The sequence below is a fragment of the Halobacteroides halobius DSM 5150 genome, from assembly GCF_000328625.1.
Classification (GTDB): domain Bacteria; phylum Bacillota; class Halanaerobiia; order Halobacteroidales; family Halobacteroidaceae; genus Halobacteroides; species Halobacteroides halobius.
Genome location: NC_019978.1, coordinates 2321164 through 2347512, shown reverse-complemented (window position 1 = coordinate 2347512; position 26349 = coordinate 2321164). Strand labels below are relative to the sequence as shown.

The window sequence follows — 26349 nt, the reverse complement described above, 5'->3', positions numbered from 1 at the left end:
GATTAATTAACTTAAGAAAGGAGTTAATTATGCAGATTGTGCATGCCACTTTTGAATCAGGAGAAGGAGGAACGGCAGTAGAGATTTTATTAGAGTTAGGAGTTGATATAGAAGATTATAAGTTGATTCAATCACAAACAGGGGACTTATTAATTATAAATTTATTATATGGACATGCTGATAAAATAATAGATAAATTAAAGGGCCAATTTGATTTTAGTACAAATGAAGATAGGAGTTTGATTATTTTTACTCCTGATACTGTAATCCCACGTAATAAGGAGAAAGTTGAGAAATCTAAATCTAGAGCTAGCAAAGAAACAATAGTTACTTACGCTAAGGAAAGTGCTCAGCTTGATTCTAATTTTATAGTTTTAGCTATTGCTGCTTCTATTGCAGCCGCCTTAGGTCTAATTGTTAATAATATTCCTGTAATAGTAGGCTCAATGATTATTGCGCCTGTCTTTGGCCCGATTGCTGCTATGGCAGTGGGGATTGTATTAGGAAATTGGAAGTTATTTAGAAAGGGATTAGGAGCTGAAATAGTAGTAGTTGCGATTGGAATTATAATTGGCTATATTTTTGGAGCAGTAATTCCTGATGTATCAATTAATCCTGCTTTACGTGTTAGGATGTTTCCTACTATAGCTGATTTATTAATTGCTTTTGCTGCTGGAGGAGCTGGGGCTTACTCTTTAATTGCGGATGTTAAGTCCCAACCATTAGTAGGGGTTGTAATTGCTGCTGCTTTAATCCCAGTAATGGCTGCTTTAGGAATTGGAATATCTATGTGGAATTTATCAATGGTTTATGGGACAAGTTTACTCTTATTTGGTAATTTGTTTAGTTTATTGTTAGCAATTATAGTTATTTTTTATAGTAAGGGCTTAAAGCCACAGTGGTGGTATGAATCTACAGCTCAAGAAATGATAAAGAAAAGCTTAGTGTTTCTGATTATAGCAGTGATTATATTAACTATTCCTTTATCAGTGATTACTTATCGACAGATGATTAAAGAAAAACCAACTGAAATTATAAGGGAACTTTATAAAGAGCAGTTTAAAGATCAGTTAGAGGCTAGACTAGTTTCAATTAATACTAATCCTAACCTTAAAAAAACTGTTTTAGTTTTGTATGTACCAGCTAAGACAAGAAAATTTTTATTTGATCAGTTAGCTAATAGAATTAAAGAGAGGCTAGGAGCAGATTATCGAGTTATATTTGAAGTAATTCCTACCAATATTATCCAGCCTTCTTTAAGTAATCTTGACAAGTAGGGTATATTTTGGTACACTAATAATGTCATTAAAACTTATCAATTTACTATGTTTTAATCGTGAGGAGGATACAGATGAAAATAGCAAATAATATTACTGAATTAATTGGTGCTACTCCACTGGTTAAGTTAAATAGACTCGTACCAGAAGATGCAGCAGAAGTATTAGTCAAGTTAGAATCTTTCAATCCCGGAAAGAGTGTTAAGGATCGAATCGCACTAAATATGATTGAAGAAGCTGAAAAAGAAGGCGTTTTAAAGCCTGGTGGAACTATTGTAGAGCCTACGAGTGGTAATACAGGAATTGGATTATCTTTTGTTGGTATAGCTAAAGGATATAATGTAATTTTGACAATGCCCGATACAATGAGCATTGAAAGAAGAAAATTATTAAAAGCCTATGGTGCTGAATTGGTATTGACACCGGGTGAAGATGGTATGCCAGGAGCAATTGATAAAGCTAAAGAAATGGTAGAGAATAATGAAGATTATTTTATGCCCCAGCAATTTAATAATAAAGCAAATCCACAGGTGCACAGAGAAACAACAGCCCAAGAAATTATAGAAGCTACTGATGGTCAATTAGATGCTTTCGTAGCTGGAGTAGGAACTGGAGGAACTATTACTGGAACTGGGGAAGTTTTAAAGCAAGAGTTAGACCAGGTAGAAGTAATAGCAATTGAACCAACAGATTCAGCAGTAATTAGTGGTGAAGAGCCAGGACCACATATGATCCAAGGAATTGGTGCTGGATTTATTCCTGAAGTTTTAGAGGTTGAATTATTAGATGAGGTTGTTAAGATAGAGAATGAAGAAGCTATGAAGATAGCGCAGAGGTTGGCCCAAGAAGAAGGCATTCTAGTTGGTATTTCTTCTGGAGCAGCAGTAGCAGCAGCTATTAAAGTAGCTAAGGAGTTAGGGCCAGATAAACGGGTAGTAACAATAGCCCCTGATACTGGAGAGAGATATTTAAGCACACCATTATTTAAAGAAGAATAAACTATTATTTTCCTAGAGCAACCTAAAGAGGTTGTTCTTTTTTTTATTTAAATACCTAGTAAATTTATTGACATACTAAAAATAATATGATAGTTTTTATAGTAACAACTAATATATATAAAACATATAAGAATACTAGGTATTAAGAGGAGGAGAAAGATGAAGATTGAAATTAATGGTAATCAGGTAGAATTTAACAAGGAATTAACAGTGACGGAATTATTAGAAGACCAGGATGTTGATATGCCAGATATGGTTTCAGTTCAGTTAAATGGTGAAATTTTGGCTAGAGATAGTTTTGAAGATACAGTAGTTACAAATGGTGATGAAGTAGAATTCTTATACTTTATGGGTGGTGGAGCTCTTGTTTAGTGAAGAGCAGTTAGAAAGATACTCACGTCATATTATCTTAGGCGATGTAGGTGTTGAAGGACAACAAAAGTTACTTAACTCCTCAGTTCTTATTATTGGGACTGGTGGTTTAGGGACCCCAGCTGCTCAGTTTTTAGCTGCTGCTGGGATAGGCAAAATTGGTTTAGTAGATGCAGATCAAGTAGAGTTATCTAATTTACAACGACAGGTTTTACATCATACTCCAGATGTAGGTAAATTAAAGGTTAAGTCAGCTAAAGAGACTATCAATGATATGAATCCTGATGTAGATGTCGAAACTTACGATTATTATTTACATTCAGGAAATATTAAGGAAGTAATTAGAAGTTATGATTTTGTAATTGATGGAACGGATAACTTTCCGGCTAAGTTTTTAATTAATGATGCGTGTGTAATGGAGAACAAACCTCTTTCTCACGCAGGGATAATTAGATTCTCAGGCCAGACAATGACTATTGTTCCTGGTGAATCTTCTTGTTATAGATGTGCATTTCCTAAACCTCCTAAGCCAGGTGCTGTTCCTTCTTGTAAGGAAGCAGGAGTATTGGGAGTAATGGGGGGCGTGATTGGTACTATTCAAGCTACAGAAGCTATTAAGTATTTGCTTGATAAAGGTGAATTATTAACTAACACCTTATTAACCTATGATGCTTTAAAGATGGAATTTAATAAGCATCAACTTAAGAAGAGAGATAATTGTGCTATTTGTAGTAGTGAACCAGAGATTACAGAACTAATAGACTACGAACAAGGAGCTTGTGATTTATAATGATTAAGTTACCAACTAGCTTATATAAAAAATTAGTCGGTCATGCTCAAGATGAATTTCCTCAGGAATGTTGTGGATTAGTAGCCGGTGTCAGTCAAGAAGAGATAGAGGTTAAAGAAGTATATCCGATGACTAATACTGATGCTTCAGCAGAGCATTTTTCTATGGATCCTAAAGAGCAATTTAAAGTAGTTAAAGAAATTAGGAGTGAGGATTATGAAATGATTGGTAATTATCATTCCCATCCCTTTACTCCTTCGCGACCTTCTGAGGAAGATAAGAGATTAGCTTATGACCAAGAGGCCATTTATTTTATTTTATCACTAGCAGGAGAAGAGCCGGTTTTAAAGGCCTTTAGAATTAAAGAACAACAAGATGTAATTGAAGTAGAGATTGAATTAATTTAGAAAGGAAGGTGAAAGTTAATGAACAAGCAGCCTGTATTTAATATTCCTCAGACAGTTAAAGAAGATACTAAAGAATATGAAACAGAAGTGGAACGATTTTTGGCTGGGGAGCTTGATGCTGTTAGATTTAAGAGTCGTAGAGTACCAAAAGGGGTTTATAGTCAACGAGGTTATCAGCCTGGTCAAGAGAGATATATGGTACGGGTTAGAATCCCGGGAGGAGTCTTAACTAAAGAGCAATTAAAGCGCTTAAATCAATTAAGTAAAGATTATGGGAGTGGATATCTACATGTTACTACTAGACAGGATATTCAAATCCATCAAGTTAAGATAGAAGATACGCCACAAGTTTTATTTGAATTATTAGAGGTTGGTTTAAGTCCACGCGGTGGAGGTGGAAATACTGTTAGAAATATTTTAAATGCTCCTCGAGCAGGTGTTAATCCTCAGCAGGCATTTGATACTACTCCACATGCGTTAGCTTTAACTGAATATTTGATTAAGACTCGTTCATCATTTAATTTACCACGTAAGTATAAGATTGCTTTTTCTCCTACTCAGGAGGATAATGCTTTGGCGACGATTAATGACTTAGGCTTTATTGCTCAAGAGGTTGATGGTACAAGAGGTTTTAGAGTTTATGCTGCTGGTGGAATGGGTAATGAACCAGAAGTTGGATTGCTTTTAGAGGAATTTGTGACTGAGGGTAAAATCTTTCATGTAGCAGAAGCAATTAAACGATTCTTTGATGATTATGGTGACCGAAGTAATAAGCACCAGGCTAGATTACGTTTTGTTAGAAAGAGATTAGGAGATCAAGAGTTTGTTAAGAAATATCAAGAATATCTAGCAGAAGTACTAGAGGAAGATTTAGCTGGTGAAGAAATAAATTATTACGAGGAAGTAAGGACTAAAGGAGAAGACTTAGATTTAGAACTAGAGGCTGATTATATTTATCCTGAAGCGGAAGATGGGTATTATTCTTTAGAATTAAGACCTACTAATGGTGATCTTAATTATAAAGATGTAGAAGAGTTATTAGATCTATTGACTACAGAGGAGATAACTCTTAGAACTACTTTAAAACAAGGTTTACTAATTAGAGGAGTAAAAAGTAATCAAGTAGCAAGTTTAAGCAAGCAAATTAATAATATTAACGATGAATTATTAATCGCTAATAGGGGTACGGTACCAGTTTCATGTAAAGGAGCTTCTACTTGTAAATTAGGTTTATGTATTTCACCTAATTTGGCCCAACAGATTAAAGCTGAATTAAGTTCTTTACCAGACAAATTACAAAGTGTTTTACCTCAAGTTTATATCAGTGGTTGTCCTAATGTCTGTGGTCAACATTTAATTGGTAAGTTAGGTTTTGAAGGGAAAGCAAAGAGATTTAATGATAAATTAGTACCTCATTATTCATTATTCTTAGGTGGTAATATAGAACAGGATAATAGCTGTTATGGTGATAAGACGATTGATATTCCAGCTAAAAGGATCCCTGACTTTTTAGAGGATTTAGCGAGAATGTTGGTAGAAGATTTAGATTATAATAAAGAGCAGTTTAATCAGTATTTAGAGGCTGGTGGAGCAGAAAAAATAATTAATCTAGCTGCTAGGTATACTAGTGTTCCTAACTATGAAGAAGACCCTGCTATCTATAAAGATTGGGGCCAAGAGCAAGACTTCTCTTTAGCAGGTAGAGGGCCTGGAGAATGTGGAGCTGGAGTAATGGATATTATTCAGTTAGATATAGATACAGCTAAATCTCACTATCAAGCAGCTACTAAAGATAATGATAATGAGCAACTTTATCAGGCAATAGTTAATGTTGCTCGAGCTTTATTAATTGTAAGAGGTGTGGATACAGATAAAGATCGGGTTATTTTAAAAGAATTTGAAACTGAGTTTATCGATAGTGATTTAGTAGATAATAGTTATGTAAAATTATTAGATGCTGCTATAGATTATAAACTAGGTGATATTGATGATCTATTACAGTATCAAGAGCAGGTAGCAGCATTAGTTAATCGAGTTGAGAAGTTATATAATTCTTTAAATGCTAAATTAGAGTTTGATTTAGAGGAAGAAGTTGAGGAGAATAAGGAGACTACAGAGGATAGGGAAGAAAAATTAGCGGACTTAAGAGGCGTTGAATGTCCGATGAATTTTGTGAAAGCCAAAGTAGCAATTAGTCCTTTAGATGAAGGTGATATACTAGAGATTTATTTAGATGAAGGAGAGCCAATAGCTAATGTACCTCAGAGTTTAGCTAAAGAAGGCCATGAAATTTTATCTAAAGAACAAACTAAGGAAGGTCATTATATCTTATTGGTAAAGAAGCAATAAATATGATATATATAGTTTAACTTTTAGATTGCTTAGAGAGGATTTCTCACTAAATAAATTTCTCAAAATTCGTCTAAGCTTACTTCCATAAAAATAAGGTTAAGCTAATCAAAAACAGGTGATTAGCTAACCCAAACCTTATTTTTATTCCAGTTCACTAAGACTCATTAATGAAAAATTTATGAGTCGTTGCGAACCCTCTCCAGCAATTATTAAAGGTATTGTGGGGCTTTTGGACTGTCTTATAGTTTTTGTTCATATGCTTTGAATGAAAGGTAAAATAGATATGAATAAGCAAATCTATGATTTGGTTTATCTCATTTTACCTGGAATGAAATGAACAAAAACTATTTAAGGAAAAAGCCACACAATGCCTAATTGAGAAGTGCCACTATATATCAATAAAGCTAAAAAGAGAGGAGTAGAGTATGAGATTTAATACCAAGTTAGTTAATAATAAAATTAAAGATGATTACGGGGCAACTAATACTCCAGTTTATTTAACTAATGCTTTTGAGCATCAGACGGCTGAAGATTTAAAGAAGGTATTTAATAACCAAGCTCCTGGGTATGTTTATAGTCGGATTAATAACCCTTCGATTAATAATGTAGAGCAAAAATTAGCTGATTTAGAAGGTGGAAAGGCTGCTATTTTATCTTCTTCTGGGATGGCAGCTATTTCAACTGCTACTTTAGCTATTTTAGAAGCTGGTGATGAATTTATTGCTACTAGTTCATTATTTGGAGGGACTTATAATCTTTTTAAAAGTTATCAAGATTATGGGATAACTCCTCGTTTTGCTAAGGGAGTAGAGAAAGAAGATATAGAGGAGCTAATTACTGCTAAGACTAAATTTGTTTTTTTAGAGACCTTGGGGAATCCGAAATTGGATATCCCAGATATTCGAGGGATTGCAGAGCTTTGTAAGAAACAAGAGGTAGCTCTAATAGTTGATAGTACAATGACTACCCCAGCTTTAATTAAACCTTTTGAATTAGGGGCCAACCTTGTAATTCATTCTACATCTAAATATATTAATGGTACTGCTAATTCTATTGGTGGGATAATTATTGATGGTGGAAATTTTGCTTGGACTAGATTTGATAACTTCTCAAATTATAAAAGGTATGGTAAGTTAGCTTTTAGTGCTAAGGCCAGAGGAGAGACATTTAGAAACCTTGGCCCGTGTGCATCACCAGTTAATTCTTTCTTGAATGAATTAGGATTACCTACTTTAGCTTTAAGAATGGAACAACACTGTGATAATGCTTATAAGCTAGCTAAGTTTTTAGATGATCATCCGCAAGTAAAAGAAGTTAATTACCCTGGATTAGAGGATAATAGTTATTATTCTAGAGCTCAAGATCTATTTAATGGTGGCTATGGTGGAATGTTAACAATAAGAGTAGGTAGTCAAGAAGAGGCGTTTAAAATAATTAATAAATTGGAATACTTTTATAATCTAGCTAATATAGGTGATGTTAAATCACTTGTGATTCATCCAGCTTCTACAATTTATACTAACAATACTAAAGAAGAGCAAGAAAAGCTGGGGGTTTATGATGATTTGATTAGAATTAGTGTGGGGCTAGAAGATATTGCAGATTTAAAGAAGGATTTCTCTCAAGCTTTACAGGATTAAAGTTAAAAAGGTGGTAACGCATTAAGTTAGTGATTAATAGTATAAAGAGAGTGGGTAAAAAGTTCAATTGAATTAGGAGGGATTGAGATGTTGATTGAGCCACATGGTGGTCAGTTGGTTAATAGAATTGTACCAGAAGATAAGCAAGCTCAACTGTTAGCTGCAGCAGAGAATATGCCCCAAATTAACTTAAGTAATCGAGAATTAACTGAAGTAGAGAATATAGCCACTGGGTTATATAGTCCTTTAACAGGATTTATGAACCAGAAAGACTATCAACATGTTATAGAAGATATGCAACTAGCTAATGGGTTACCATGGACTATTCCAGTCGTATTAGGTGTTAGTGAGGCACAAGCGAAAAGTTTAACCATTGGTCAAGATATAGCCTTGACTGCAGGTCAAGAAGTATATGCTATCTTGCATTTAGAAGATAAGTATAAGTATGATAAGAAGCAAGAAGCTAAATTAGTCTATCAGACTACAGAAAAGGAACATCCTGGAGTAAAAAAGCTTTATCAACGTGATAATATATTACTAGGTGGGAAGATTTCATTACTTAAAAAAATTGATCACCACCGGTTTAGACATTATAGGTTAGAGCCTAGTGGTGTAAGAGAGATGATTAAAGAAAAAGGTTGGGAGAGAGTGGTAGGTTTTCAGACACGAAATCCAATTCATAGAGCACATGAGTATATTCAAAAGTGTGCTTTAGAAATATGTGATGGTTTATTATTAACTCCTTTAGTAGGAGAGACTAAAAGTAGTGATGTTCCTGTAGAGTATAGAATTGAAAGTTACGAAGTAGTAATGGATAAGATCTATCCTCAGGATAGGATGGCTTTGACAGTTTTTCCAGCCCCAATGAGATATGCCGGGCCAAGGGAAGCAATCTTTCATGCTTTATGTCGTAAGAATCTTGGTTGTACTCACTTTATAGTAGGCCGGGATCATGCTGGAGTAGGAGATTATTATGGTACTTATGAAGCTCAGGAATTATTTGACCAATTTGATTCTGATAAATTAGGAATTGCTCCTTTATGTTTTGACTATTCATTTTATTGTAAAGAGTGTAATTCAATGGCTACTAAAAAGACTTGTCCTCATGATAGTGACTTTCATATTTCCCTAAGTGGAACCAAAGTAAGAGGTATGTTACGAGCTGGTAAAAAGCCTCCTAAAGAGTTAACTAGACCTGAAGTAGCTGAAGTTTTAGTTAAGGGTATGGCCCAGTAATATAATAAAGAATATAAGGTGATAATTATGAAACAGATAGAAACTGTCCAATTAGAAACTGATGTATTGGTGATTGGTGGAGGGGCAGCGGGATGTTATGCTGGAATTAAGCTCAAAGAAGAGAATGAAGATGTTGATGTTTTGATTGCTGAAAAGGCACAGATAGAAAGAAGTGGCTGTTTAGCAGCTGGGATTAATGCTTTAAATGCTTATTTAAATCCGGGGGTTACAGCTAAAGATTTTTTAGAATATGTTAAGCAAGATTCAGAGGATTTAGTAAGAGATGATTTAGTTTATTCTATAGCTAAAGGGGTTAATGAAGTAGCTTATAACTTAGAAGAGTGGGGGTTACCTTTTCTAAAGGACGAACAAGGCAATTATGTAGCTAAAGGTACTAGAAGTGTTAAAATCAAAGGTGAGCAGATTAAGCCGATTTTAGCTCAGGCTACTCTAGATAGTGGAGTTGATATTTTAAATAGAGTTAATATTACTAATTATTTAGTAGTAAATAATAGGGTTAGAGGAGCTGTTGGTTTTTCTGTGCGAGAGAATAAATTTTATATAATTAAGGCTAAAGCTGTTATTTGTGCTACTGGTGGTGCAGCTGGTATTTATAAGCCTAATAATCCAGGTCAAGCTCGTCATAAAATGTGGTATTCTCCTTTTAATACAGGAGCAGGTTATGCTATGGGGATTAGAGCAGGAGCTGAGATGACAACTTTTGAGATGAGATTTATAGCCTTACGGGTTAAGGATGTTATTTCTCCTACGGGAACATTGGCCCAAGGATTTAATGCTAATCAGATTAATGTCCAGGGCGAGGAATACCAAAAAAATTATGAGAAGAATTCTACGCCACTTAGATTACATGCTACTATCAAAGAAAATCAAGCGGGTCGAGGGCCTTGTTATTTAAATGTGAATCATCTTGATAAAAAGGGCGCTACAAGATTAAAAAGGACTTATTTAAATATGTCTCCAGGGATTGTATTGCAGTGGGCTGATAATGAAGTAGAGCCAAATCAAGAACCAATAGAGATTAATGGTACTGAACCTTATGTTGTAGGTGGCCATTCTCAATCAGGCTATTGGGTAGATGTTAACCGAAAAACTACTATTGAAGGTCTTTATGCTGCTGGAGATGTTGTCGGAGGAGCCCCCAAAAAATATGCTACTGGTTGTATGGTAGAAGGAGAAATAGCGGCTTCTCATGCATTAGATTACATTAAAAGTCTAGAGACTAAAGAAGTACCTCAACAGATGATAGACCAAGAGTTTAACAGAACATTTGCTCCTTTAAATAGAGAAACAGGTTTTACTCCAGCAGAACTTGAGGAAAGATTACAAAAAATAATGGATGAATATGCTGGAGGATTAAGTGTTGATTATCAACTTCACGAGAAAAAGTTATTACAGGCTAGAGATTTATTAAAGCAATTAAAGGATGATTTAACTAAAGGTTATGCTACAAGCATGCATCAATTAATGAAGTTACATGAAGTAATTGATCGAGTAGATGTAGCTCGTGTTCTTGTAGAGCATCTATTATATCGAAAAGAAACTAGGTGGAAAGCTTATCAACAACGAATTGATTATCCACAGCGGGATGATGATAACTGGTTTAAGTTTGTTAATTCTGTTTATGACCAAAGTGCTGATCAAATCCAGATTATTGAGCGAGAACATGTAGAGGTAGGTGAATTAGATGGCAGTTAAAGTTAATAAAAAATTATGCAATGGCTGTGGAAGTTGTAAAGAATCACGTTGTATGAGAATTTGTCCCGGGAACTTATTATATAAAACTGAGGATAATAAAGCTACGATAAGGGATAAACGAGAATGTTGGGATTGTGCTGCTTGTGTTAAAGAGTGTCCTAACCAAGCTATTGAAATGTATTTACCAGCAGAGATTGGGGGCAGGGGCTCTACCTTAAAGGCTAAAACTAAGAGAGATGAAATAATCTGGACTTTAAAAAAGATAGATGGTTCTACCAAGAAGTTTAAAGTTAAGAATAAGTTATTATTAAATAAAAACTTATAGTAAAATACCAGCTATGAGATAGAGAATACTGGAGATAACTACTCCAGTAATACCATAAAGCAATTGGTTATTAGCATGCTTAACAACTGGCATCTTCATAATTGTAGCTGTAATTACTGTCGTTTCAGATAATGGTGAAATATGATCACCAAAGGTTCCCCCAGCAAAAACAGCTCCAACACTTAGCGCTAAGTTACTATTAGTTGCAATAGCAAGTGAGATGCCCATAGGCATTAAAAGCCCCCAGGCCCCCCAAGATGTACCAATAAAGTAGGAGACTATAGATCCTAGTAAAAATAATATGCTAGGAACTAAGTAACCGGGGAGAAATGTACCTAAAGTATTAGTAATAAATTGGCTAAAGCCCAGATCATTAGATACTTCAGCTAATCCCCAGACAAGAAAAAGTAGCACCATAGCCACTATAATCTCGTTACCACCTTCAAGAAAACCATTGATTAACTCTCCAATTTTAAATTTTTGGAAAATATAAAATAATGCTGTGATAACTAAGGTTGCTAATAAAGCAACAAGCATCATTCGAGCTGTTTTGGCTTTTAATAAAGCAGTGAGGAATGAATTAGTCTCTTGACTTCCTGACCACCACAAAAAGTAAAGGGTTAAGATAAATAAAGTAAGGATAGGAAAGACTATATTCCAAATTTTCGGTTCTACATCTTCTTTAAATTTACTATGGTGATGTTGTTTAGTCTCTTTATCCTTAACTTTTGTAGTATCTTTTTTTATACTAAAATATTTACCAGTTATAACTACCCCCAGACTAATTAGAATTGCTACAATAGCATAGAAATTATAGGGTATACTCTTAATAAAAAGCGAGTAAGGATCTTGATTTATATTATTTTCTGCTAAACTAGTTCTAACTAGAGTAACCATATATCCTACATAGGTAGTTCCTAATGGAGCAAGCACAATTAATGGTACGGTAGCAGTATCAATAACATAGGCTAATCTTTCTTTAGCCAAGTTAATTTTTTTAGCAATTGGTTTCATAATCGCTCCTAAAGCCATAATATGAAAACCACAATCAATAAAGGTAAATAGTGATAAGCCCCAAGTAGTCAATAAGACTCCTTTTTTACTCTTTATTCGCTTAGAAATTAAATTTTCTACTCCCTTAACCCCACCAGTTACCTTAATCATCCCAATTAATCCACTAAATATGTATAAGAAGAAAACTATTTCAATATTTTCTTCAACAGTTGCAGATTTGATTAAATAATCTGTAGTTTGTAAAATGCCCCCTAAAATAGTTGGTTTGACTAAATAGGAACCAGCTATTAAGCCAATGATTAAAGCAGGTAAGACTTGTTTTGTAATGATTGCTATTATAATAGCTGTTAATGATGGTACTAAAGAAACTATTCCTTCCATGATGTCACCCCTTTATTATTATCTAATTATATTTTAACTCAGTTTGTAATAAATATTCAACAAACCAAATTATTCTTGACAGATTACTATACTAATCATAAAATGTAATTAGAATAAGAGAATGGAGGGCGATAGAATGTCAACTAAAGAAAAAATCACCTTTAAGATGATACCTCATTCGGAAGAGAGGACTTTACGTTATCAAATTTCTAAAGATATACTAGAGTATATCCTAATATTTACATTGATTGTACTATTAACTGTAGCAAATGGAGCCCTCTATTATAAATATAAGTATGATGCTTCTTTAAATAAAGTAAAAAAGTTAGTTGCAATTAAACAGAAGGTACCTAAATTAAAGGAACGCAATAAATATTTAAAACAGAAGTTAGCTAAGTTAAAAACAAAGCAAAAAAGTATTAAGCGAGAGTTTAAACAGGTTAAGGAATTGAATCAAGATGTAGGAAGCATGGTAGGAGTTAGTCTAGATGATACAATAGATAATAAAAGCGTAGTAGCAGCATATACCTCTAATCAAAAACTAGTTGATAAAGGTTTGGCCGAAGAATTAACTACAAAATTGCAACGGTTAGATAAATCACTCTCTCAAAGGAAAGAGAATTTATCTGAATTAAAGGAAGATACTTTAACCTATTTAGATTATTTAGAATCTAAGCCACAAGGTTGGCCAATTCAAGGTGGCAGGGGTAGGATTACTTCTGAATTTGGAATACGCTATCATCCAATACTTGAAAGAAGAGCAATGCATGAGGGAATAGATATTGCTATTTGGTATGGTACTAGATTAATAGCTACTGGTGAAGGTGTAGTTGAACACGCAGGATGGTATGGTGGGTATGGTAATGCTGTTATTATTGACCATGGTTATGGATATAAGACATTATATACTCATGCTAAGCGCTTGTTAGTGAGTGAAGGAGAAAGAGTAGAGCGTGGGGAAGCAGTTGCTTTATCTGGTAGTACTGGACGTAGTACGGGACCTCATACCCACTATGAAATCATATATAATGGAAAATCTGTTGATCCATTTGATTATATGCCGGATTATATGCAACGTAGATAAGCTTGTAGTTTAAGGAGTGATAAAGTGACTGATGATAAATTGATTTGTCAAGATTATTGTCCTAATTTAAAAAATATTGAGGAAGTAGAGAGCGAAGAATTATCAAAAAATGTAGTTAAAAATTTAGCTGCCACTTTTAAAGTGTTAAGTGATCCAACTAGAATTAGAATTATTAATGTATTGGCTAATAAAGAATTATGTGTTTGTGATATTTGTGAATTATTGGACATGAGCCAATCTGCTATTTCACATCAATTAAGAAAATTAAGAGATATGAATTTAGTTAAATATCGTAAAGAAGGACGAGTTGTTCATTATTCTCTAGATGATGAGCATATTTTACAATTATTTTGCCAAGGATTAGAACATGTCAGAGAAGATAGATAACTTACTATTGATTTTTAATTATTATTGACATTAAAGTTAGTTAGACATATAATACTAATAACATGAGTGAACAATCATATTTTTTTACTAAATACATGATTACTTGTTCATATTAACATGAATAAAACTTAATTTTATACTTTAACAGGAGGTAGTATAATGAATGGTAAAAAAATAATTAAAGAAGAATTTATTTTAGAGGGGTTAAGTTGTGCAGATTGTGCAGGTAAGATTGAACGACAGGTTAATCAACTACCTGAAGTTAGTGAGGCTAATTTAAATTTTGCTTCACAGAAGTTAAAGATTAAAGTAGATAATTCTAATAAGTTAGCTTCTGTGGTAGAAGAAGCTAAAAAGTTAGTTAAGGATATTGAACCTGGTGTAGAGATAAGAGAAGAAGTCAATGATCAGTCTCATGAAGGTCATAGTCATAGTCACAGTGATAATGATAATTTAAAGTCTGAATTTATGAGATTGGGAGCAGGTTCTATTTTTTTTATAGCGGCTTTATTTTTAGATCTCAATCTTTGGGGAGAGTGGGCTCTATATGGGATTGCCTATCTAACAATTGGTGGTAAAGTATTGAGTAAATCAGCTAAGAATATATCTCGAGGACAAATCTTTGATGAAAACTTTTTAATGACTATTGCTACTATTGGTGCTTTTGCAATTCAAGAATTTCCTGAGGGTGTAGCAGTAATGTTATTTTATGAGATTGGGGAGTTATTCCAAGATATTGCTGTTAACCGTTCCCGACGTTCTATTAAATCTTTAATGGATATTAGACCAGATTATGCTAATTTAAAGAGGGATGGTCAAGTTGAAGAAGTTGGCCCTGAGCAAGTTGAAATTGGGGATATAATTGTAGTTAAACCTGGGGAAAAAGTTCCTTTAGATGGTGAGGTTATTGAAGGAGAATCAATGCTTGATACATCTGCTTTAACAGGAGAGTCAGTTCCGCGCAAGGTTGAACCAGGAGAAGAAGTATTAAGTGGTTCTATTAATCAAGATGGCTTATTAACTATTAAGGTTACCTCGGATTTTGCTGAATCAACTGTAAATAAAATTTTAGATTTAGTAGAGAATGCAGCTAGTGAAAAAGCACCAACAGAGAATTTTATCACTAAGTTTGCTCGTTATTATACTCCAGTTGTAGTTTTTGGAGCATTGGCTTTAGCTACAATTCCACCTTTAGTTATTTCAGGAGCTACTTTTAGTGATTGGATTTATCGAGCTTTGATCTTTTTAGTTGTTTCTTGTCCTTGTGCTTTGGTAGTTTCTATTCCTTTAGGTTTCTTTGGTGGGATTGGTTCTGCCTCAAAACAAGGGGTCTTAGTTAAAGGTGGTAATTATCTAGAAGCTTTAAATAGTGTCAAGACAGTTGTGATGGATAAGACAGGTACTTTAACAGAAGGGACTTTTGAAGTAGCTAAGTTAGTACCAGAAGATAAATGGTCTAAAGATGAGTTATTAAAGTTAGCTGCACAGGCAGAAACTAATTCCAATCATCCTATTGCCGAATCTATCCTAAGGGCTTACGATGGAGAAAAAATTAATACAGAAGAAATAGATAGTTATCAAGAAATTGCTGGTCATGGTTTGCAGGTAGTTGTCGATAGCAAAGAAATTTTAGCTGGTAACCATAAGTTAATGGAAAAAGAAGAAATTAAGTATCCTACGACAAAAGAATCTGGAACAGTTATTCATGTAGCTTATGATGGAGAATATGTAGGTTATATCCTTATTTCAGATAAAATTAAAGATGATGCAGCCGCAGCAATCTCAGGTTTAAGGGAACTTGGGGTCGAGCAATTAGTAATGTTAACAGGTGATAATGAGCGAGTAGCTAAGAGTGTAGCTAGTGAGTTAGATTTAGATAAGTATTATGCTGAGTTATTACCAGATGATAAGGTAACACAAGTAGAAGAGTTGATTAGAGATCGGGATGAGAATGATAAGTTAGTCTTTGTGGGAGATGGAATTAATGATGCTCCAGTATTGGCTAGATCTGATATTGGTGTTGCAATGGGTGGTTTAGGTTCAGATGCAGCAATTGAAGCAGCAGATGTTGTCTTAATGAAAGATAAACCATCTAACTTAGTTGATGCAATTAATGTGGCTAAGTTTACTCGGAATATAGTATGGCAGAATATTGCTTTGGCCTTTATTGTTAAAGGAGTTGTATTGGCAATGGGTGCCTTTGGAATGGCAACTATGTGGGAGGCAGTCTTTGCAGATGTAGGTGTAGCATTAATTGCTGTCTTAAATGCAATGAGAATTACTAGAGCCAAATTTTAATCAAGAAATAAAGTCCGCTGGTATACCAGCGGACTTTATTAATAGGAAGAATTTAAATTCTTCCTATACTTATAAACTTATATGTGGATCACGGCAGAAAATCCTTGTTTATACTACTATTATAATGTATATTCTTTACGAAACTATGACGAAAGTAAAATTATTTTTTATTTTGAATTACTATTTCTTCAACATTAATATTTGGGCGTTCCTTAATATTAGTTAAGATTATTTCAGCAATATCATCAGGATCCATTAATTTTTTCATTTTTTCCTCACCAAAAATACCTTCCCAAAAGCTAGTGCTCATACCTCCCATATATACTCCTACAGCACGTAAAGGAGTGCCCTTTAATTCTAAAGCTAGACTTTCAGTAAAACCACGGACTCCAAACTTACTAGCACAATAGACAGACTCAGTAGTCTTGCCAGTTTTACCGGCGGTTGAAATAATATTAATAATTAATCCTTTGTTTTCTTCTTTCATTTTAGGTAGGACTGCTTGACTACAGAAGATAGTTCCTTTTAGATTAGTATCTATCATTTTCTCTACTTCTGGTGCAGATAACTCTTCAGCCGGGCCAAAAATACCTACTCCAGCATTATTAATTAAGATATCAACCGGGCCAATGTCAGAGAATACCTGATTTACTTGTTTTGAGTTTCTAACATCTAAGGTATGAACTTCACTAGGATTAGTTAGATTTTTGGAAACTTTATCTAATTTGGCTTTAGTTCTACCTAATAGATAGACCTTGGCCCCGTGACTTGAGATTTGTTGGGCCAAGGACCGACCTAAACCACTACCTGCTCCAGTAATTACTACTTTTTTATTTTCCATATGTACGGCCTCCTTTACAATAGCTTATCAAAAATAAATTTATTCTTACAGAACTTTTTTTCCTTTACCAATGGGGATGCAAAGTGGGGTTTTAAATATGGGATCGGAGACAATTTCAGATTCCATGCCAAATACTTCACGCACCATCTGTGCATTTACAACTTCTTTTGGTTTACCTTGTGTATAAACATTTTTATCTTTGATTGCAATAATATGATCTGCATAACGACAAGCTAGATTTAGATCATGTAGTACCATAATAATAGTACGATCTTCCTCTTTATTTAAATCATGCAATAAATCTAGAATCTCTACTTGGTGGGCCAAATCTAAATAAGTAGTTGGTTCATCTAACAAAATGGTATCAGTTGCTTGGGCAAGGGTCATTGCTATCCAACCTCTTTGCCTTTGTCCCCCTGAGAGCGAATCTACAGATCTATCAGCAAGAGAAGTCATCTTTGTAGCTTCAAGTGCTTTATTAACCATCTTTTCATCTTCTTGAGACCACTGTTGTAACCAATTTTGGTAAGGATAGCGCCCTTGCTTAACCAGTTCGAAGACTGTTAAACCTTCTGGGGTCAAAGGACTTTGAGGAAGAATGGCTAGACGTTTTGCAACTTCTTTTGTAGATAGATTATTTATCTTTTCGCCATCTAGTAAAACAGCTCCTTTCTTAGGCTTTAACAGTCTAGCTAAAGAGCGTAGTAATGTGGATTTTCCACACCCATTACTTCCTATAAAAACAGTAATTTTCCCTTTGGGAATCTTAATATTTAAATCATCAATAATAGGCTCCTCGCCATATGATAATACCAATGATTTTGTTTCTAAATTATCCATAGTTTTCCCTCCTATACTCTATTTCGGTTTATATAAAGTAAATAAATAAAAAATGGAGCTCCAATCCCAGAGACAAATACTCCTGCTGGAAGATCAAGTGGTAAAAAGAGTGTTCTAGCTATAAGGTCTGCTAAAAACACAGTTAAGCCACCTATCATTGCTGAGGTAGGTACTAAAGCAGCAAAGGAGCGACCAACAAGCTTTCTGGCAATATGAGGTGCAATTAAGCCTACAAAGCCAATTCCTCCTGCAAAAGCGACAGCAGAACCTGCTAAAGCTACACTAATAAACAGCAGACTAAAACGATAAAATTGAACCCTAACTCCTAAACTGTAGGCTACTTGATCCCCTAGTTCTTGGACATTAAGAATTCTAGAAAAAAGCAGAGCAAGAGGAATAAAAACTATAACCCAAGGTAACATGGCATAAACATCTGTCCAATTAGCTCCATAGACACTTCCAGTTAACCAAGTATAGGATTTTATGGTAGTAGCAATAGGACTAAGAACAATCATTAATGTTGTTAAAGCATTCATTGCTGCTGCCATTCCGATGCCAATTAGAACAAGTCTAATGGGAGTAACGCCTTCTTTCCAAGCTAAAGTATATATGATAAACGAAACAATTCCAGCCCCTATGATAGCTGCTAGAGGAAGCCATTTAATGCTTAAAGTTTTCGAAAAATATGAAATAAATAAAACTGCTGCTGCCGAAGCACCACCTGTGATACCAATTATATTTGGAGAAGCCAGTGGATTTCTAATTGTACCTTGCAGAATTAGTCCTGATACTCCAAGTGCAGCACCTACAAGTAAAGCAAGAAGGATTCTTGGCAGTCTAAGAATATTGATAATAAAGGCATATTTATCTATCTTGGCCCCTAATAAATGCTTAAGCACAACTAGAGGATTAATCATAGTACTTCCTATAGACAACCCTATAATAAGCATTACTAACATAAGACAACTAAGTAAGGATAATACTGTTATAGTCTTTTTATTTATCTGAAAGGATATAGAACCTGATTTATTACGAAAAGTAGTATATTTATCCATGATTATTAAACCCCCTACGTGCTACATAAATAAAAAATGGAGTACCGATAAAGGCAGTCATAACCCCAATTGGAACTTCTTGAGGCATGATAATAAATCTTGCTGCTACATCAGCTACCAATAATAGGCTAGCTCCAAGAGACATACTATAGGGTAATACCCAGCGGTAATCATTCCCAACAAGGGTACGAGCAATATGAGGAACAATCAAACCTATAAAACCAATGGATCCAGCTACTGCAACAGATCCTCCTGCTAAAAAAATGACTACAATGCCAATTAAAATCTTGATTAGAATCGTTCGTTGTCCTAGTCCTTTGGCAATATCATCACCTGACATTAGAATATTAACATGATTTCCTAAAAATAATGCTAAAATGCTAGCTCCGACCATAAAAGGTAAAAGTGGTTTTAACATATCCATTGTTCTTCCTGCTACAGAACCAGATAGCCAAAATAAAATACTTGATAAGGCTTGTCGATTAATTACTAACAATCCTTGAGTAAAGGAAACAAACAAGGCTGTTATCGCCGCTCCTGCTAATACAATTCTAACCGGAGATAATCCATCTCGTCCTAGAGAACCAAGAAAATAGACTAAAATTCCCGCGACTGCAGCTCCTAAGAAGGCAATCCACATATAGTGTACTAGTGAAGATACTGAAAAATAAGTTGCTGAGAATACAATAAAAAAGAGTGCTCCAGCATTAATTCCAAAAATACTTGGTGAGGCTAAAGGATTTCTTGTTAAGGCTTGCATCAATGCTCCTGATAGCGCAAGACTGGCCCCAATAACTGTAGCAATTACTGCCCGTGAAACTCGTGTAGTTCTGATAATAATATGTTCTGTTGAAGCTTGATTATAATTTAAAAAAGCATCTGCCACAGTCTCAAATGTAATCGGTGTCTGACCGAAAGAGATACTTGATACAAAGGAGATTGCAAAGATGCACAGACTGATAACTAACCCTGAAATTTTTAATGATTTATTTGAAAACAAATATGTCATTTTTCCCCTCTTCCTTCTTTATTTCTAAAATTATAAAAGGATAGGAGATTATTTATCCCCCATCCTTATGTTAATATTAATTATTTTTTTAAGTTAAAGTGATTATAAATTTGATCAAGCATGTTATGAGCAGAGATTATACCACCAGCCATATTCCAAGCAACCTGATCTACTCGATATACTTGATCCTTCTTTACAGCATCAAGATTCTTCCATAATGGATGATTAGTCCATTCTTGATAAGTATTCTGAACTGCTTCATTATCTGACATAAAGACAAAGAAAACATCAGCATTCATTGCAGGGATACTTTCTTTACTTGTAAGTTTAATTCCCCATTTATCTTGTTGATGAGATTTAGGACGTTTAAATCCTAGTTCATCTAAAATCCGTCCTGCATAACCACTGAAATAAATTCGAGCATGGTCTGCTCTAAAATTAAGTACAGATACCTCTAATGGCCATTTGTCACCTAATTTATTTTTAACTTTTTCTTTAAAATCAGTTACTCGTTGTTCCCAATTAGAAATAATTTTATTAGCTTTTTCTTCTTTATTCATTGCTTGGCCCACTAACTTAACTGTCTCTTTAAACTTAAATACTGTTTCATGTGCTACTGTGGGAGCAATTTGGGACAATTTAGAATAGATCTTTTCATGGCGCACTTTTGAAGCAATAATTAAATCTGGATTAAGCTTTGCAATCTCCTCTAAGTTTGGTTGTGTTTCTAAACCAACATGCTGTACACCTTTTAATTCATCTCTTAGATACTTATACATCGGTTTTTGAACCCAAGAGTCAACAACTCCTACTGGTGTTACTCCTAAAGCTACTGCGGCATCATTAGCACCTTGGTATAAAGTAACAATCCTTTTAGGTGTACCTGTGATTTTAGTCTTCCCTATAGCATGCTCAATAACTCGTACTTCTTTTTGAGCTTGTGCATTCTCTTGTTTATTCTCTTCTTCATCATTACCGAAGATCCACCAAGCTCCTGCAGTTACAGAAATAGATAGTACTAAGCTTAATGTAAGAACAAAAATCCAATTTTTTCTTTTCAATGTACTATTAAACATTATCGTTTCCCCCTTAAAGTCAATGTTGATAACGAATTTCATTTACATTTATAAGATTAACATAGTATCTTTATCATGTCAATATTAATTCTCAATATCATTTTTGATTATTAATTATAGATTGTTAAATAACTAAAATTTTCAAATAGAAGAGTACACTTATTTTAAAGAAGAGCGAATCAATATAAATAAGTATAAAAACGCAAAGATAACTAAAAATTATGCGTGTTTATACTTTACTTTTCTTCTTAAATGGCTTATAATATACTTGAAAGCGAAAAAGGAGGCAAATAAATGAATAAACAAGAAATTTCAATTAACCCATCAATTATGTGTGCAGATCTATGTAACTTAGAAAAAAGCATAAGACAGATTGAAAAAGAAGGAATCAGTACATTGCATATTGACGTAATCGATGGATCTTTTAGTCCAAGTATGCCACTAGGTATAGGTACAATTAAGCAATTAAGAGAAATCACAGATATGGATTTTGATGTTCATATTATGTCTAATAATAATGAATTTTTCATCAAAGAAATGTTAGACATTGGGGTACAACAGATAACTTTTCATTATGAAAGTACAACTCATATTGACCGACTTTTAAATTTAATAAAAAAGAATGGAGTTGAAGCAGGATTAGCTTTAAACCCAGCCACTTCATTAAATGATTTAGACTATGTACTACCGTTATGTGATACAGTGATGCTAATGTTAATGAATCCTGGCTTTGCAGCAGATAAAAGTGAGACGCAAGTAGATTATGCTGAAAAAAAGGTGACAGATTTATATAAATTAATTAAAGATAGAGGATTGGATACAAGTATTGAGGTAGACGGACGTGTTTCGCTAGAGGCTATTCCAAAGTTAGTGAAGTCTGGAGCAGACCAGTTAGTTGCAGGAAGTACTAGTTTGTTTAGACCTGAAAGAAGTATGTCAGAGAATAAAGTGATTATGGAAGAAAGTATAGAACAAGGATTAAAATTAAGGGAGGAATAACATATGTCAGACTATAATGTGGCTCAAAAAGATGTTATTAGTGAATTGGAAGAAACTTTAGGCAAAGTTGATGCTGAAGAGGTAAATAAACTAATAGAAGAAATCGAAAAAGCAGATAAAGTTTTCTTTGTAGCAGTGGGAAGAGTACTACTATCACTACAATCAGTTGCAAAGCGTTTAGCCCACTTAGGTGTTGATTGTCATATAGTTGGGGAGATTACAGAACCAGCTATTACAGAAGATGATTTATTGATTGTTGGCTCGGGAAGTGGTGAAACCACGTTTCCGGTAGCTATTGCAGAAAAGGCAAAAAAATATAATGCAACAGTTTTTCATATTGGAAGAAATCCAGATTGCTCCATGGATGAATTTTCTGATTTCTTTGTCAGAATTCCTGCTAGTGATATTCCAGAATTACCGGTTAAAGGGGTAGAATCAGTACAACCAATGACAAGTTTATTTGAACAGGCATTACTATTATTAGGTGATACAATAGCATTAATGATGGCTAGAGAAATGGATATTGAAATGGAAGACCTTTGGGAATATCATGCGAATTTAGAATAAAGATATAAGAGTTGATTTGTAAATATCTGTTAAGCAACATCTTGAACATTGTGTTTTATTGTAGTTTTGAGCCCTCTTCTTTCTGAAGATTTTGAAGAGGGTCTCAAGTTTCATATAACTTAATAAATTATAGGGAGGAATTTCAATGAAGTTTTTTATTGATACTGCAAATTTAGAAAAGATTAAAGAAGCAAGTAAGTTAGGTGTAATTGATGGAGTAACAACTAACCCCAGCTTAGTAGCTAAAGAGGGAGATGTTGACTTTCATACTCGAATCAAAGAGATTTGTAAAATAGTTGATGGTCCAGTAAGTGCTGAGGTAATTAGTCTTGAGACAGAAGGAATGTTAGAAGAAGCTAGAGAATTAGCAGAATTAGCTCCTAATATAGCAGTTAAGATTCCTATGACAGTTGCAGGATTAAAGGCAGTCAAGACTTTAAGTGACGAAGGGATTAAAACTAATGTAACTTTAGTATTCTCAGCTAATCAAGCATTATTAGCAGCTAAAGCTGGAGCAACTTTTGTAAGTCCATTTGTAGGTCGTTTAGATGACCGAGCTCATGATGGAATGAAATTAGTAAAAGATATCAATGAAATTTTTGCTAACTATGAAATGGAAACAGAAATTATTACAGCTAGTATCAGAAGTCCACGTCATGTAAAAGAGGCAGCTTTAGTTGGGGCAGATATTGCAACAATTCCATTTGGAGTTATTAATAAGATGTCTAAACATCCATTAACTGATATTGGAATTGAAAGATTCTTAGAAGATTGGAAGAAGACTCAAGGATAAGTAAGGGGGGAGCAATTTGTTAAATAAGGTAGCTGACATAGTTAGAGGATTATCAGCTGATACAGTAGAACAGGCTGGTTCAGGGCACCCAGGGATGGCAATTGGTTGTGCAGATATAGGAGCAGCATTATATGGAGAAATTATGAATTATGATCCTACTCAGCCTAATTGGCCTAACCGAGATAGATTTATTTTATCAGCAGGTCATGGATCAGTGTGGTTATATTCATTTTTACATCTTTCTGGTTATGATGTGTCATTAGAAGATTTAAAAAGATTCAGACAATTACATTCTAAGACACCAGGACATCCAGAGTATGGACATACTTCTGGAGTAGAAACTACTACTGGTCCATTAGGTCAAGGATTTGCTAATGCAGTAGGAATGGCCATTAGTGAAAAGATGTTAGCAGAAAGATATAATACAAAAGAATATGAAATTATAGATCATTATACTTATACATTACTAGGTGATGGTTGCATGATGGAGGGAGTAACATCTGAAGCAGCTTCCCTAGCAGGTCATCTAGGATTAGATAAATTAATAGCAATTTATGATAGCAATGATATTTCAATTGGTGGGAATGTAGATATTACATTTACTGAATCAGTACCAGATAGATTTAAAGCTTATGATTGGCATGTAATTGATGAGGTTGATGGGCATGATATTGCAAGTATAAAAGAAGCAATTGCAGAAGCTAAAGAAGTTACTGATAAACCGACATTAATTATAGCTAATACCCATATTGCGTATGGGGCTCCTACTAAGCAGGATAGTAATTCAGCTCATGGTGCTCCATTAGGAAAAGAAGAGTTAACAGGATTAAAAGAAAATTTTGGTTTACCAACTGATAAAGAATTTTATGTTTCTAACGAGGTAAGGGAATTCTTTGCAACTAGACAAGAAAAATTACAAAAGATAAGACAAGACTGGGAAGATAGATTTACTAAATGGGCCAAAGCTAATCCAGAATTAAAAACTCAGTGGGATCAGGCTCATAACTTAGAGCTTCCTAACGACTTAGAAAGAGTAGTAGCAGATATAGAGTTAGATACACCACTAGCTACTAGAAAAGCTTCTGGGTCAATATTAAGAAAAATTGCTGATCAAGTACCATATTTAGTAGGAGGATCAGCAGACTTAGCTCCATCAAATAAGACCTATCTTGATAAGTATGAAGAAATCCAAAAAGAAAGTTTTTCAGGGCGTAATTTCCGATTTGGTGTTAGAGAACATGCTATGGGAGCAATTGCTAATGGGATTTCTTTACACGGAGGAGTAAGACCATTTACAGCCACTTTCCTTGTCTTTTCTGATTATATGAGACCAGCAATTAGAATGGCCGCCCTAATGAAACAACCAAGTATATATGTCTTTACCCATGATTCAATTTATATTGGAGAAGATGGGCCAACACACCAGCCAGTAGAGCATGTGGAATCATTAAGATTAATTCCTAACTTAGAAGTTATTAGACCAGCTGACGAAGAGGAAACTAAAGCAGCTTGGCTTGAGGCTATGAAGCGTCAAGATGGGCCAACAGCTTTAATATTAACTCGTCAGAATCTACCTCATCTTAAAAAAGATAAAAAGATAAATATGGATAAGGGTGGATATGTAGTTCAAGAAGGAAATGACCCACAAGTTGTGCTAATGGCTAGCGGAAGTGAAGTTTCATTAGCAGTGGAAGTAGCAGAAAAATTAGATGTAGAAACTAGGGTAGTTTCTATTCCAGATAGGAATAAGTTTATAGCTCAAGGTCAAGATTATATTAAAGAAGTTTTAGGAGAAGATACTTTCCGAGTAGCTTTAGAAGCAGGGGTAGGACAAGGATGGTATCAGCTTCTAGGGGATAAACATCATTTAGTTAGTGTTGAGGACTTTGGAGCAAGTGGATCAGGAGAAAAAGTAGGCAAGTATTTTGGTTTTGTTGCTGAAGAAATTACTGAACAAATAATTAATAGATTATAATGATTATGAATTAGGGGTTAGATTTTCGTTTATAAAATTAATCTAACCCCTATAAAATAAAAAAATATTGAACTTGTAAAGATCAGGTTAAAAAGAATAAAAATGCAAAAAAACTAAATATTATGAGTGTTTGTGCTTTACTTTCCTCCATAAATGCGTTATAATATGCATATAAAAACAAAAGGAGGCAAATAAATGAACAAACAAGAAATTTCAATCAATCCATCAATTATGTGTGCAGATCTATGTAACTTAGAAAAAAGCATAAGACAGATTGAAAAAGAAGGCATCAGTACACTGCATATTGATGTAATCGATGGATCTTTTAGTCCAAGTATGCCACTAGGTATAGGTACAATTAAGCAATTAAGAGAAATCACAGATATGGATTTTGATGTTCATATTATGTCTAATAATAATGAATTTTTCATCAAAGAAATGTTAGACATTGGGGTACAACAGATAACTTTTCATTATGAAAGTACAACTCATATTGATCGGCTTTTAAATTTAATAAAAAAGAATGGAGTTGAAGCAGGATTAGCTTTAAACCCAGCCACTTCATTAAATGATTTAGACTATGTACTACCGTTATGTGATACAGTGATGCTAATGTTAATGAATCCTGGTTTTGCAGCAGATAAAAGTGAGACGCAAGTAGATTATGCTGAAAAAAAGGTGACAGATTTATATAAATTAATTAAAGATAGAGGATTGGATACAAGTATTGAGGTAGACGGACGTGTTTCGCTAGAGGCTATTCCAAAGTTAGTGAAGTCTGGAGCAGACCAGTTAGTTGCAGGAAGTACTAGTTTGTTTAGACCTGAAAGAAGTATGTCAGAGAATAAAGTGATTATGGAAGAAAGTATAGAACAAGGATTAAAATTAAGGAAGGAATAGCTTACCTTATAGTATTC

General features: G+C 34.2%; 24 protein-coding genes. 18 read left to right on the top strand and 6 right to left on the bottom strand.

Annotation, left to right across the window (positions count from 1 at the left end):
* Positions 1-29: 29 nt before the first annotated feature.
* From HALHA_RS11480 to HALHA_RS11435, 10 genes are all read left to right on the top strand, one after another.
* The gene (locus tag HALHA_RS11480) at positions 30-1277 is read left to right on the top strand and encodes a TIGR00341 family protein (protein ID WP_015327934.1); all 1248 of its coding nucleotides are present in this window, start codon (positions 30-32) and stop codon (positions 1275-1277) included.
* 74 nt (positions 1278-1351) lie between these two features.
* Positions 1352-2275 (top strand): cysteine synthase A, encoded by a 924-nt coding sequence (cysK, locus tag HALHA_RS11475; RefSeq protein WP_015327933.1) that lies wholly within the window; start codon positions 1352-1354, stop codon positions 2273-2275.
* Between the two features lie 159 nt (positions 2276-2434).
* On the top strand, positions 2435-2647 hold the full coding sequence (gene thiS, locus HALHA_RS11470; RefSeq protein ID WP_015327932.1) for a sulfur carrier protein ThiS: 213 nt from the start codon (positions 2435-2437) through the stop codon (positions 2645-2647).
* A complete protein-coding gene (locus HALHA_RS11465; RefSeq protein ID WP_015327931.1) occupies positions 2640-3437 on the top strand; it encodes a HesA/MoeB/ThiF family protein in 798 nt (265 codons plus the stop codon). The genes thiS and HALHA_RS11465 overlap by 8 nt, the downstream gene beginning before the upstream one ends.
* Positions 3437-3844, top strand: a complete 408-nt coding sequence (locus HALHA_RS11460) for a M67 family metallopeptidase (RefSeq protein WP_015327930.1) — start codon at positions 3437-3439, stop codon at positions 3842-3844. Before HALHA_RS11465 ends, HALHA_RS11460 begins: the two co-directional genes overlap by 1 nt.
* A gap of 18 nt (positions 3845-3862) precedes the next feature.
* On the top strand, positions 3863-6193 hold the full coding sequence (locus HALHA_RS11455; RefSeq protein WP_015327929.1) for a sulfurtransferase TusA family protein: 2331 nt from the start codon (positions 3863-3865) through the stop codon (positions 6191-6193).
* 428 nt (positions 6194-6621) lie between these two features.
* Positions 6622-7836 (top strand): O-acetylhomoserine aminocarboxypropyltransferase/cysteine synthase family protein, encoded by a 1215-nt coding sequence (locus tag HALHA_RS11450; RefSeq protein WP_015327928.1) that lies wholly within the window; start codon positions 6622-6624, stop codon positions 7834-7836.
* Between the two features lie 87 nt (positions 7837-7923).
* A complete protein-coding gene (gene sat, locus HALHA_RS11445; RefSeq protein WP_015327927.1) occupies positions 7924-9072 on the top strand; it encodes a sulfate adenylyltransferase in 1149 nt (382 codons plus the stop codon).
* Between the two features lie 27 nt (positions 9073-9099).
* Complete coding sequence (locus HALHA_RS11440) at positions 9100-10788, top strand: adenylyl-sulfate reductase subunit alpha (protein WP_015327926.1); 1689 nt, start codon at positions 9100-9102, stop codon at positions 10786-10788.
* On the top strand, positions 10778-11113 hold the full coding sequence (locus tag HALHA_RS11435) for a 4Fe-4S binding protein (RefSeq protein ID WP_015327925.1): 336 nt from the start codon (positions 10778-10780) through the stop codon (positions 11111-11113). Before HALHA_RS11440 ends, HALHA_RS11435 begins: the two co-directional genes overlap by 11 nt.
* On the opposite strand, the gene HALHA_RS11430 is transcribed toward HALHA_RS11435, so the two are convergent.
* Positions 11108-12508, bottom strand: a complete 1401-nt coding sequence (locus HALHA_RS11430) for a Na+/H+ antiporter NhaC family protein (protein ID WP_015327924.1) — start codon at positions 12506-12508, stop codon at positions 11108-11110. The two genes, HALHA_RS11435 and HALHA_RS11430, sit on opposite strands and share 6 nt — an antisense overlap.
* Before the next feature lie 136 nt (positions 12509-12644).
* Here HALHA_RS11430 and HALHA_RS13165 point away from each other — a divergent pair, with 136 nt between their 5' ends.
* From HALHA_RS13165 to HALHA_RS11415, 3 genes are all read left to right on the top strand, one after another.
* Positions 12645-13592, top strand: coding sequence for a M23 family metallopeptidase (locus HALHA_RS13165; protein WP_015327923.1), 948 nt, complete (start codon positions 12645-12647; stop codon positions 13590-13592).
* Between the two features lie 24 nt (positions 13593-13616).
* On the top strand, positions 13617-13979 hold the full coding sequence (locus tag HALHA_RS11420; RefSeq protein ID WP_015327922.1) for an ArsR/SmtB family transcription factor: 363 nt from the start codon (positions 13617-13619) through the stop codon (positions 13977-13979).
* A 159-nt stretch (positions 13980-14138) separates the two neighbouring features.
* Entirely contained in the window at positions 14139-16277 is a 2139-nt protein-coding gene (locus HALHA_RS11415; RefSeq protein ID WP_015327921.1) for a heavy metal translocating P-type ATPase, read from the top strand.
* Positions 16278-16437: 160 nt separating this feature from the next.
* Here the strand turns inward: HALHA_RS11415 and HALHA_RS11410 are convergent, their stop codons facing one another.
* The 5 genes from HALHA_RS11410 to HALHA_RS11390 all read right to left on the bottom strand — a co-directional run bounded on the left by HALHA_RS11410 (position 16438) and on the right by HALHA_RS11390 (position 21098).
* Positions 16438-17118, bottom strand: coding sequence for an SDR family oxidoreductase (locus tag HALHA_RS11410; RefSeq protein WP_015327920.1), 681 nt, complete (start codon positions 17116-17118; stop codon positions 16438-16440).
* Positions 17119-17163: 45 nt separating this feature from the next.
* On the bottom strand, positions 17164-17958 hold the full coding sequence (locus HALHA_RS11405; protein WP_015327919.1) for an ABC transporter ATP-binding protein: 795 nt from the start codon (positions 17956-17958) through the stop codon (positions 17164-17166).
* An 11-nt stretch (positions 17959-17969) separates the two neighbouring features.
* Positions 17970-19013 (bottom strand): FecCD family ABC transporter permease, encoded by a 1044-nt coding sequence (locus HALHA_RS11400; RefSeq protein ID WP_015327918.1) that lies wholly within the window; start codon positions 19011-19013, stop codon positions 17970-17972.
* Positions 19006-20022 carry a FecCD family ABC transporter permease gene (locus tag HALHA_RS11395; RefSeq protein WP_015327917.1) on the bottom strand — a complete coding sequence of 339 codons (1017 nt, stop codon included), beginning with the start codon at positions 20020-20022 and terminating at the stop codon, positions 19006-19008. Before HALHA_RS11395 ends, HALHA_RS11400 begins: the two co-directional genes overlap by 8 nt.
* Before the next feature lie 80 nt (positions 20023-20102).
* Positions 20103-21098 carry an ABC transporter substrate-binding protein gene (locus HALHA_RS11390; RefSeq protein WP_015327916.1) on the bottom strand — a complete coding sequence of 332 codons (996 nt, stop codon included), beginning with the start codon at positions 21096-21098 and terminating at the stop codon, positions 20103-20105.
* A 294-nt stretch (positions 21099-21392) separates the two neighbouring features.
* Between HALHA_RS11390 and HALHA_RS11385 the strand changes: the two genes are divergently transcribed.
* From HALHA_RS11385 to HALHA_RS11365, 5 genes are all read left to right on the top strand, one after another.
* On the top strand, positions 21393-22097 hold the full coding sequence (locus HALHA_RS11385) for a ribulose-phosphate 3-epimerase (protein WP_015327915.1): 705 nt from the start codon (positions 21393-21395) through the stop codon (positions 22095-22097).
* 3 nt (positions 22098-22100) lie between these two features.
* Entirely contained in the window at positions 22101-22664 is a 564-nt protein-coding gene (hxlB, locus tag HALHA_RS11380; RefSeq protein WP_015327914.1) for a 6-phospho-3-hexuloisomerase, read from the top strand.
* Between the two features lie 145 nt (positions 22665-22809).
* Positions 22810-23457 (top strand): fructose-6-phosphate aldolase, encoded by a 648-nt coding sequence (gene fsa, locus HALHA_RS11375; RefSeq protein WP_015327913.1) that lies wholly within the window; start codon positions 22810-22812, stop codon positions 23455-23457.
* Between the two features lie 16 nt (positions 23458-23473).
* A complete protein-coding gene (gene tkt, locus HALHA_RS11370; RefSeq protein WP_015327912.1) occupies positions 23474-25432 on the top strand; it encodes a transketolase in 1959 nt (652 codons plus the stop codon).
* 195 nt (positions 25433-25627) lie between these two features.
* Complete coding sequence (locus tag HALHA_RS11365) at positions 25628-26332, top strand: ribulose-phosphate 3-epimerase (RefSeq protein WP_015327911.1); 705 nt, start codon at positions 25628-25630, stop codon at positions 26330-26332.
* The last annotated feature ends 17 nt before the right edge of the window (positions 26333-26349 follow it).

Bases quoted from the DNA above. Each gene is read 5' to 3' on its own strand.
- HALHA_RS11480 (WP_015327934.1), top strand. From the start codon at position 30: ATGCAGATTGTGCATGCCACTTTTGAATCAGGAGAAGGAGGAACGGCA.
- cysK (WP_015327933.1), top strand. From the start codon at position 1,352: ATGAAAATAGCAAATAATATTACTGAATTAATTGGTGCTACTCCACTG.
- thiS (WP_015327932.1), top strand. From the start codon at position 2,435: ATGAAGATTGAAATTAATGGTAATCAGGTAGAATTTAACAAGGAATTA.
- HALHA_RS11460 (WP_015327930.1), top strand. From the start codon at position 3,437: ATGATTAAGTTACCAACTAGCTTATATAAAAAATTAGTCGGTCATGCT.
- HALHA_RS11455 (WP_015327929.1), top strand. From the start codon at position 3,863: ATGAACAAGCAGCCTGTATTTAATATTCCTCAGACAGTTAAAGAAGAT.
- HALHA_RS11450 (WP_015327928.1), top strand. From the start codon at position 6,622: ATGAGATTTAATACCAAGTTAGTTAATAATAAAATTAAAGATGATTAC.
- sat (WP_015327927.1), top strand. From the start codon at position 7,924: ATGTTGATTGAGCCACATGGTGGTCAGTTGGTTAATAGAATTGTACCA.
- HALHA_RS11440 (WP_015327926.1), top strand. From the start codon at position 9,100: ATGAAACAGATAGAAACTGTCCAATTAGAAACTGATGTATTGGTGATT.
- HALHA_RS11435 (WP_015327925.1), top strand. From the start codon at position 10,778: ATGGCAGTTAAAGTTAATAAAAAATTATGCAATGGCTGTGGAAGTTGT.
- HALHA_RS11430 (WP_015327924.1), bottom strand. From the start codon at position 12,508: ATGGAAGGAATAGTTTCTTTAGTACCATCATTAACAGCTATTATAATA.
- HALHA_RS13165 (WP_015327923.1), top strand. From the start codon at position 12,645: ATGTCAACTAAAGAAAAAATCACCTTTAAGATGATACCTCATTCGGAA.
- HALHA_RS11415 (WP_015327921.1), top strand. From the start codon at position 14,139: ATGAATGGTAAAAAAATAATTAAAGAAGAATTTATTTTAGAGGGGTTA.
- HALHA_RS11410 (WP_015327920.1), bottom strand. From the start codon at position 17,118: ATGGAAAATAAAAAAGTAGTAATTACTGGAGCAGGTAGTGGTTTAGGT.
- HALHA_RS11405 (WP_015327919.1), bottom strand. From the start codon at position 17,958: ATGGATAATTTAGAAACAAAATCATTGGTATTATCATATGGCGAGGAG.
- HALHA_RS11400 (WP_015327918.1), bottom strand. From the start codon at position 19,013: ATGGATAAATATACTACTTTTCGTAATAAATCAGGTTCTATATCCTTT.
- HALHA_RS11395 (WP_015327917.1), bottom strand. From the start codon at position 20,022: ATGACATATTTGTTTTCAAATAAATCATTAAAAATTTCAGGGTTAGTT.
- HALHA_RS11390 (WP_015327916.1), bottom strand. From the start codon at position 21,098: ATGTTTAATAGTACATTGAAAAGAAAAAATTGGATTTTTGTTCTTACA.
- HALHA_RS11385 (WP_015327915.1), top strand. From the start codon at position 21,393: ATGAATAAACAAGAAATTTCAATTAACCCATCAATTATGTGTGCAGAT.
- hxlB (WP_015327914.1), top strand. From the start codon at position 22,101: ATGTCAGACTATAATGTGGCTCAAAAAGATGTTATTAGTGAATTGGAA.
- fsa (WP_015327913.1), top strand. From the start codon at position 22,810: ATGAAGTTTTTTATTGATACTGCAAATTTAGAAAAGATTAAAGAAGCA.
- HALHA_RS11365 (WP_015327911.1), top strand. From the start codon at position 25,628: ATGAACAAACAAGAAATTTCAATCAATCCATCAATTATGTGTGCAGAT.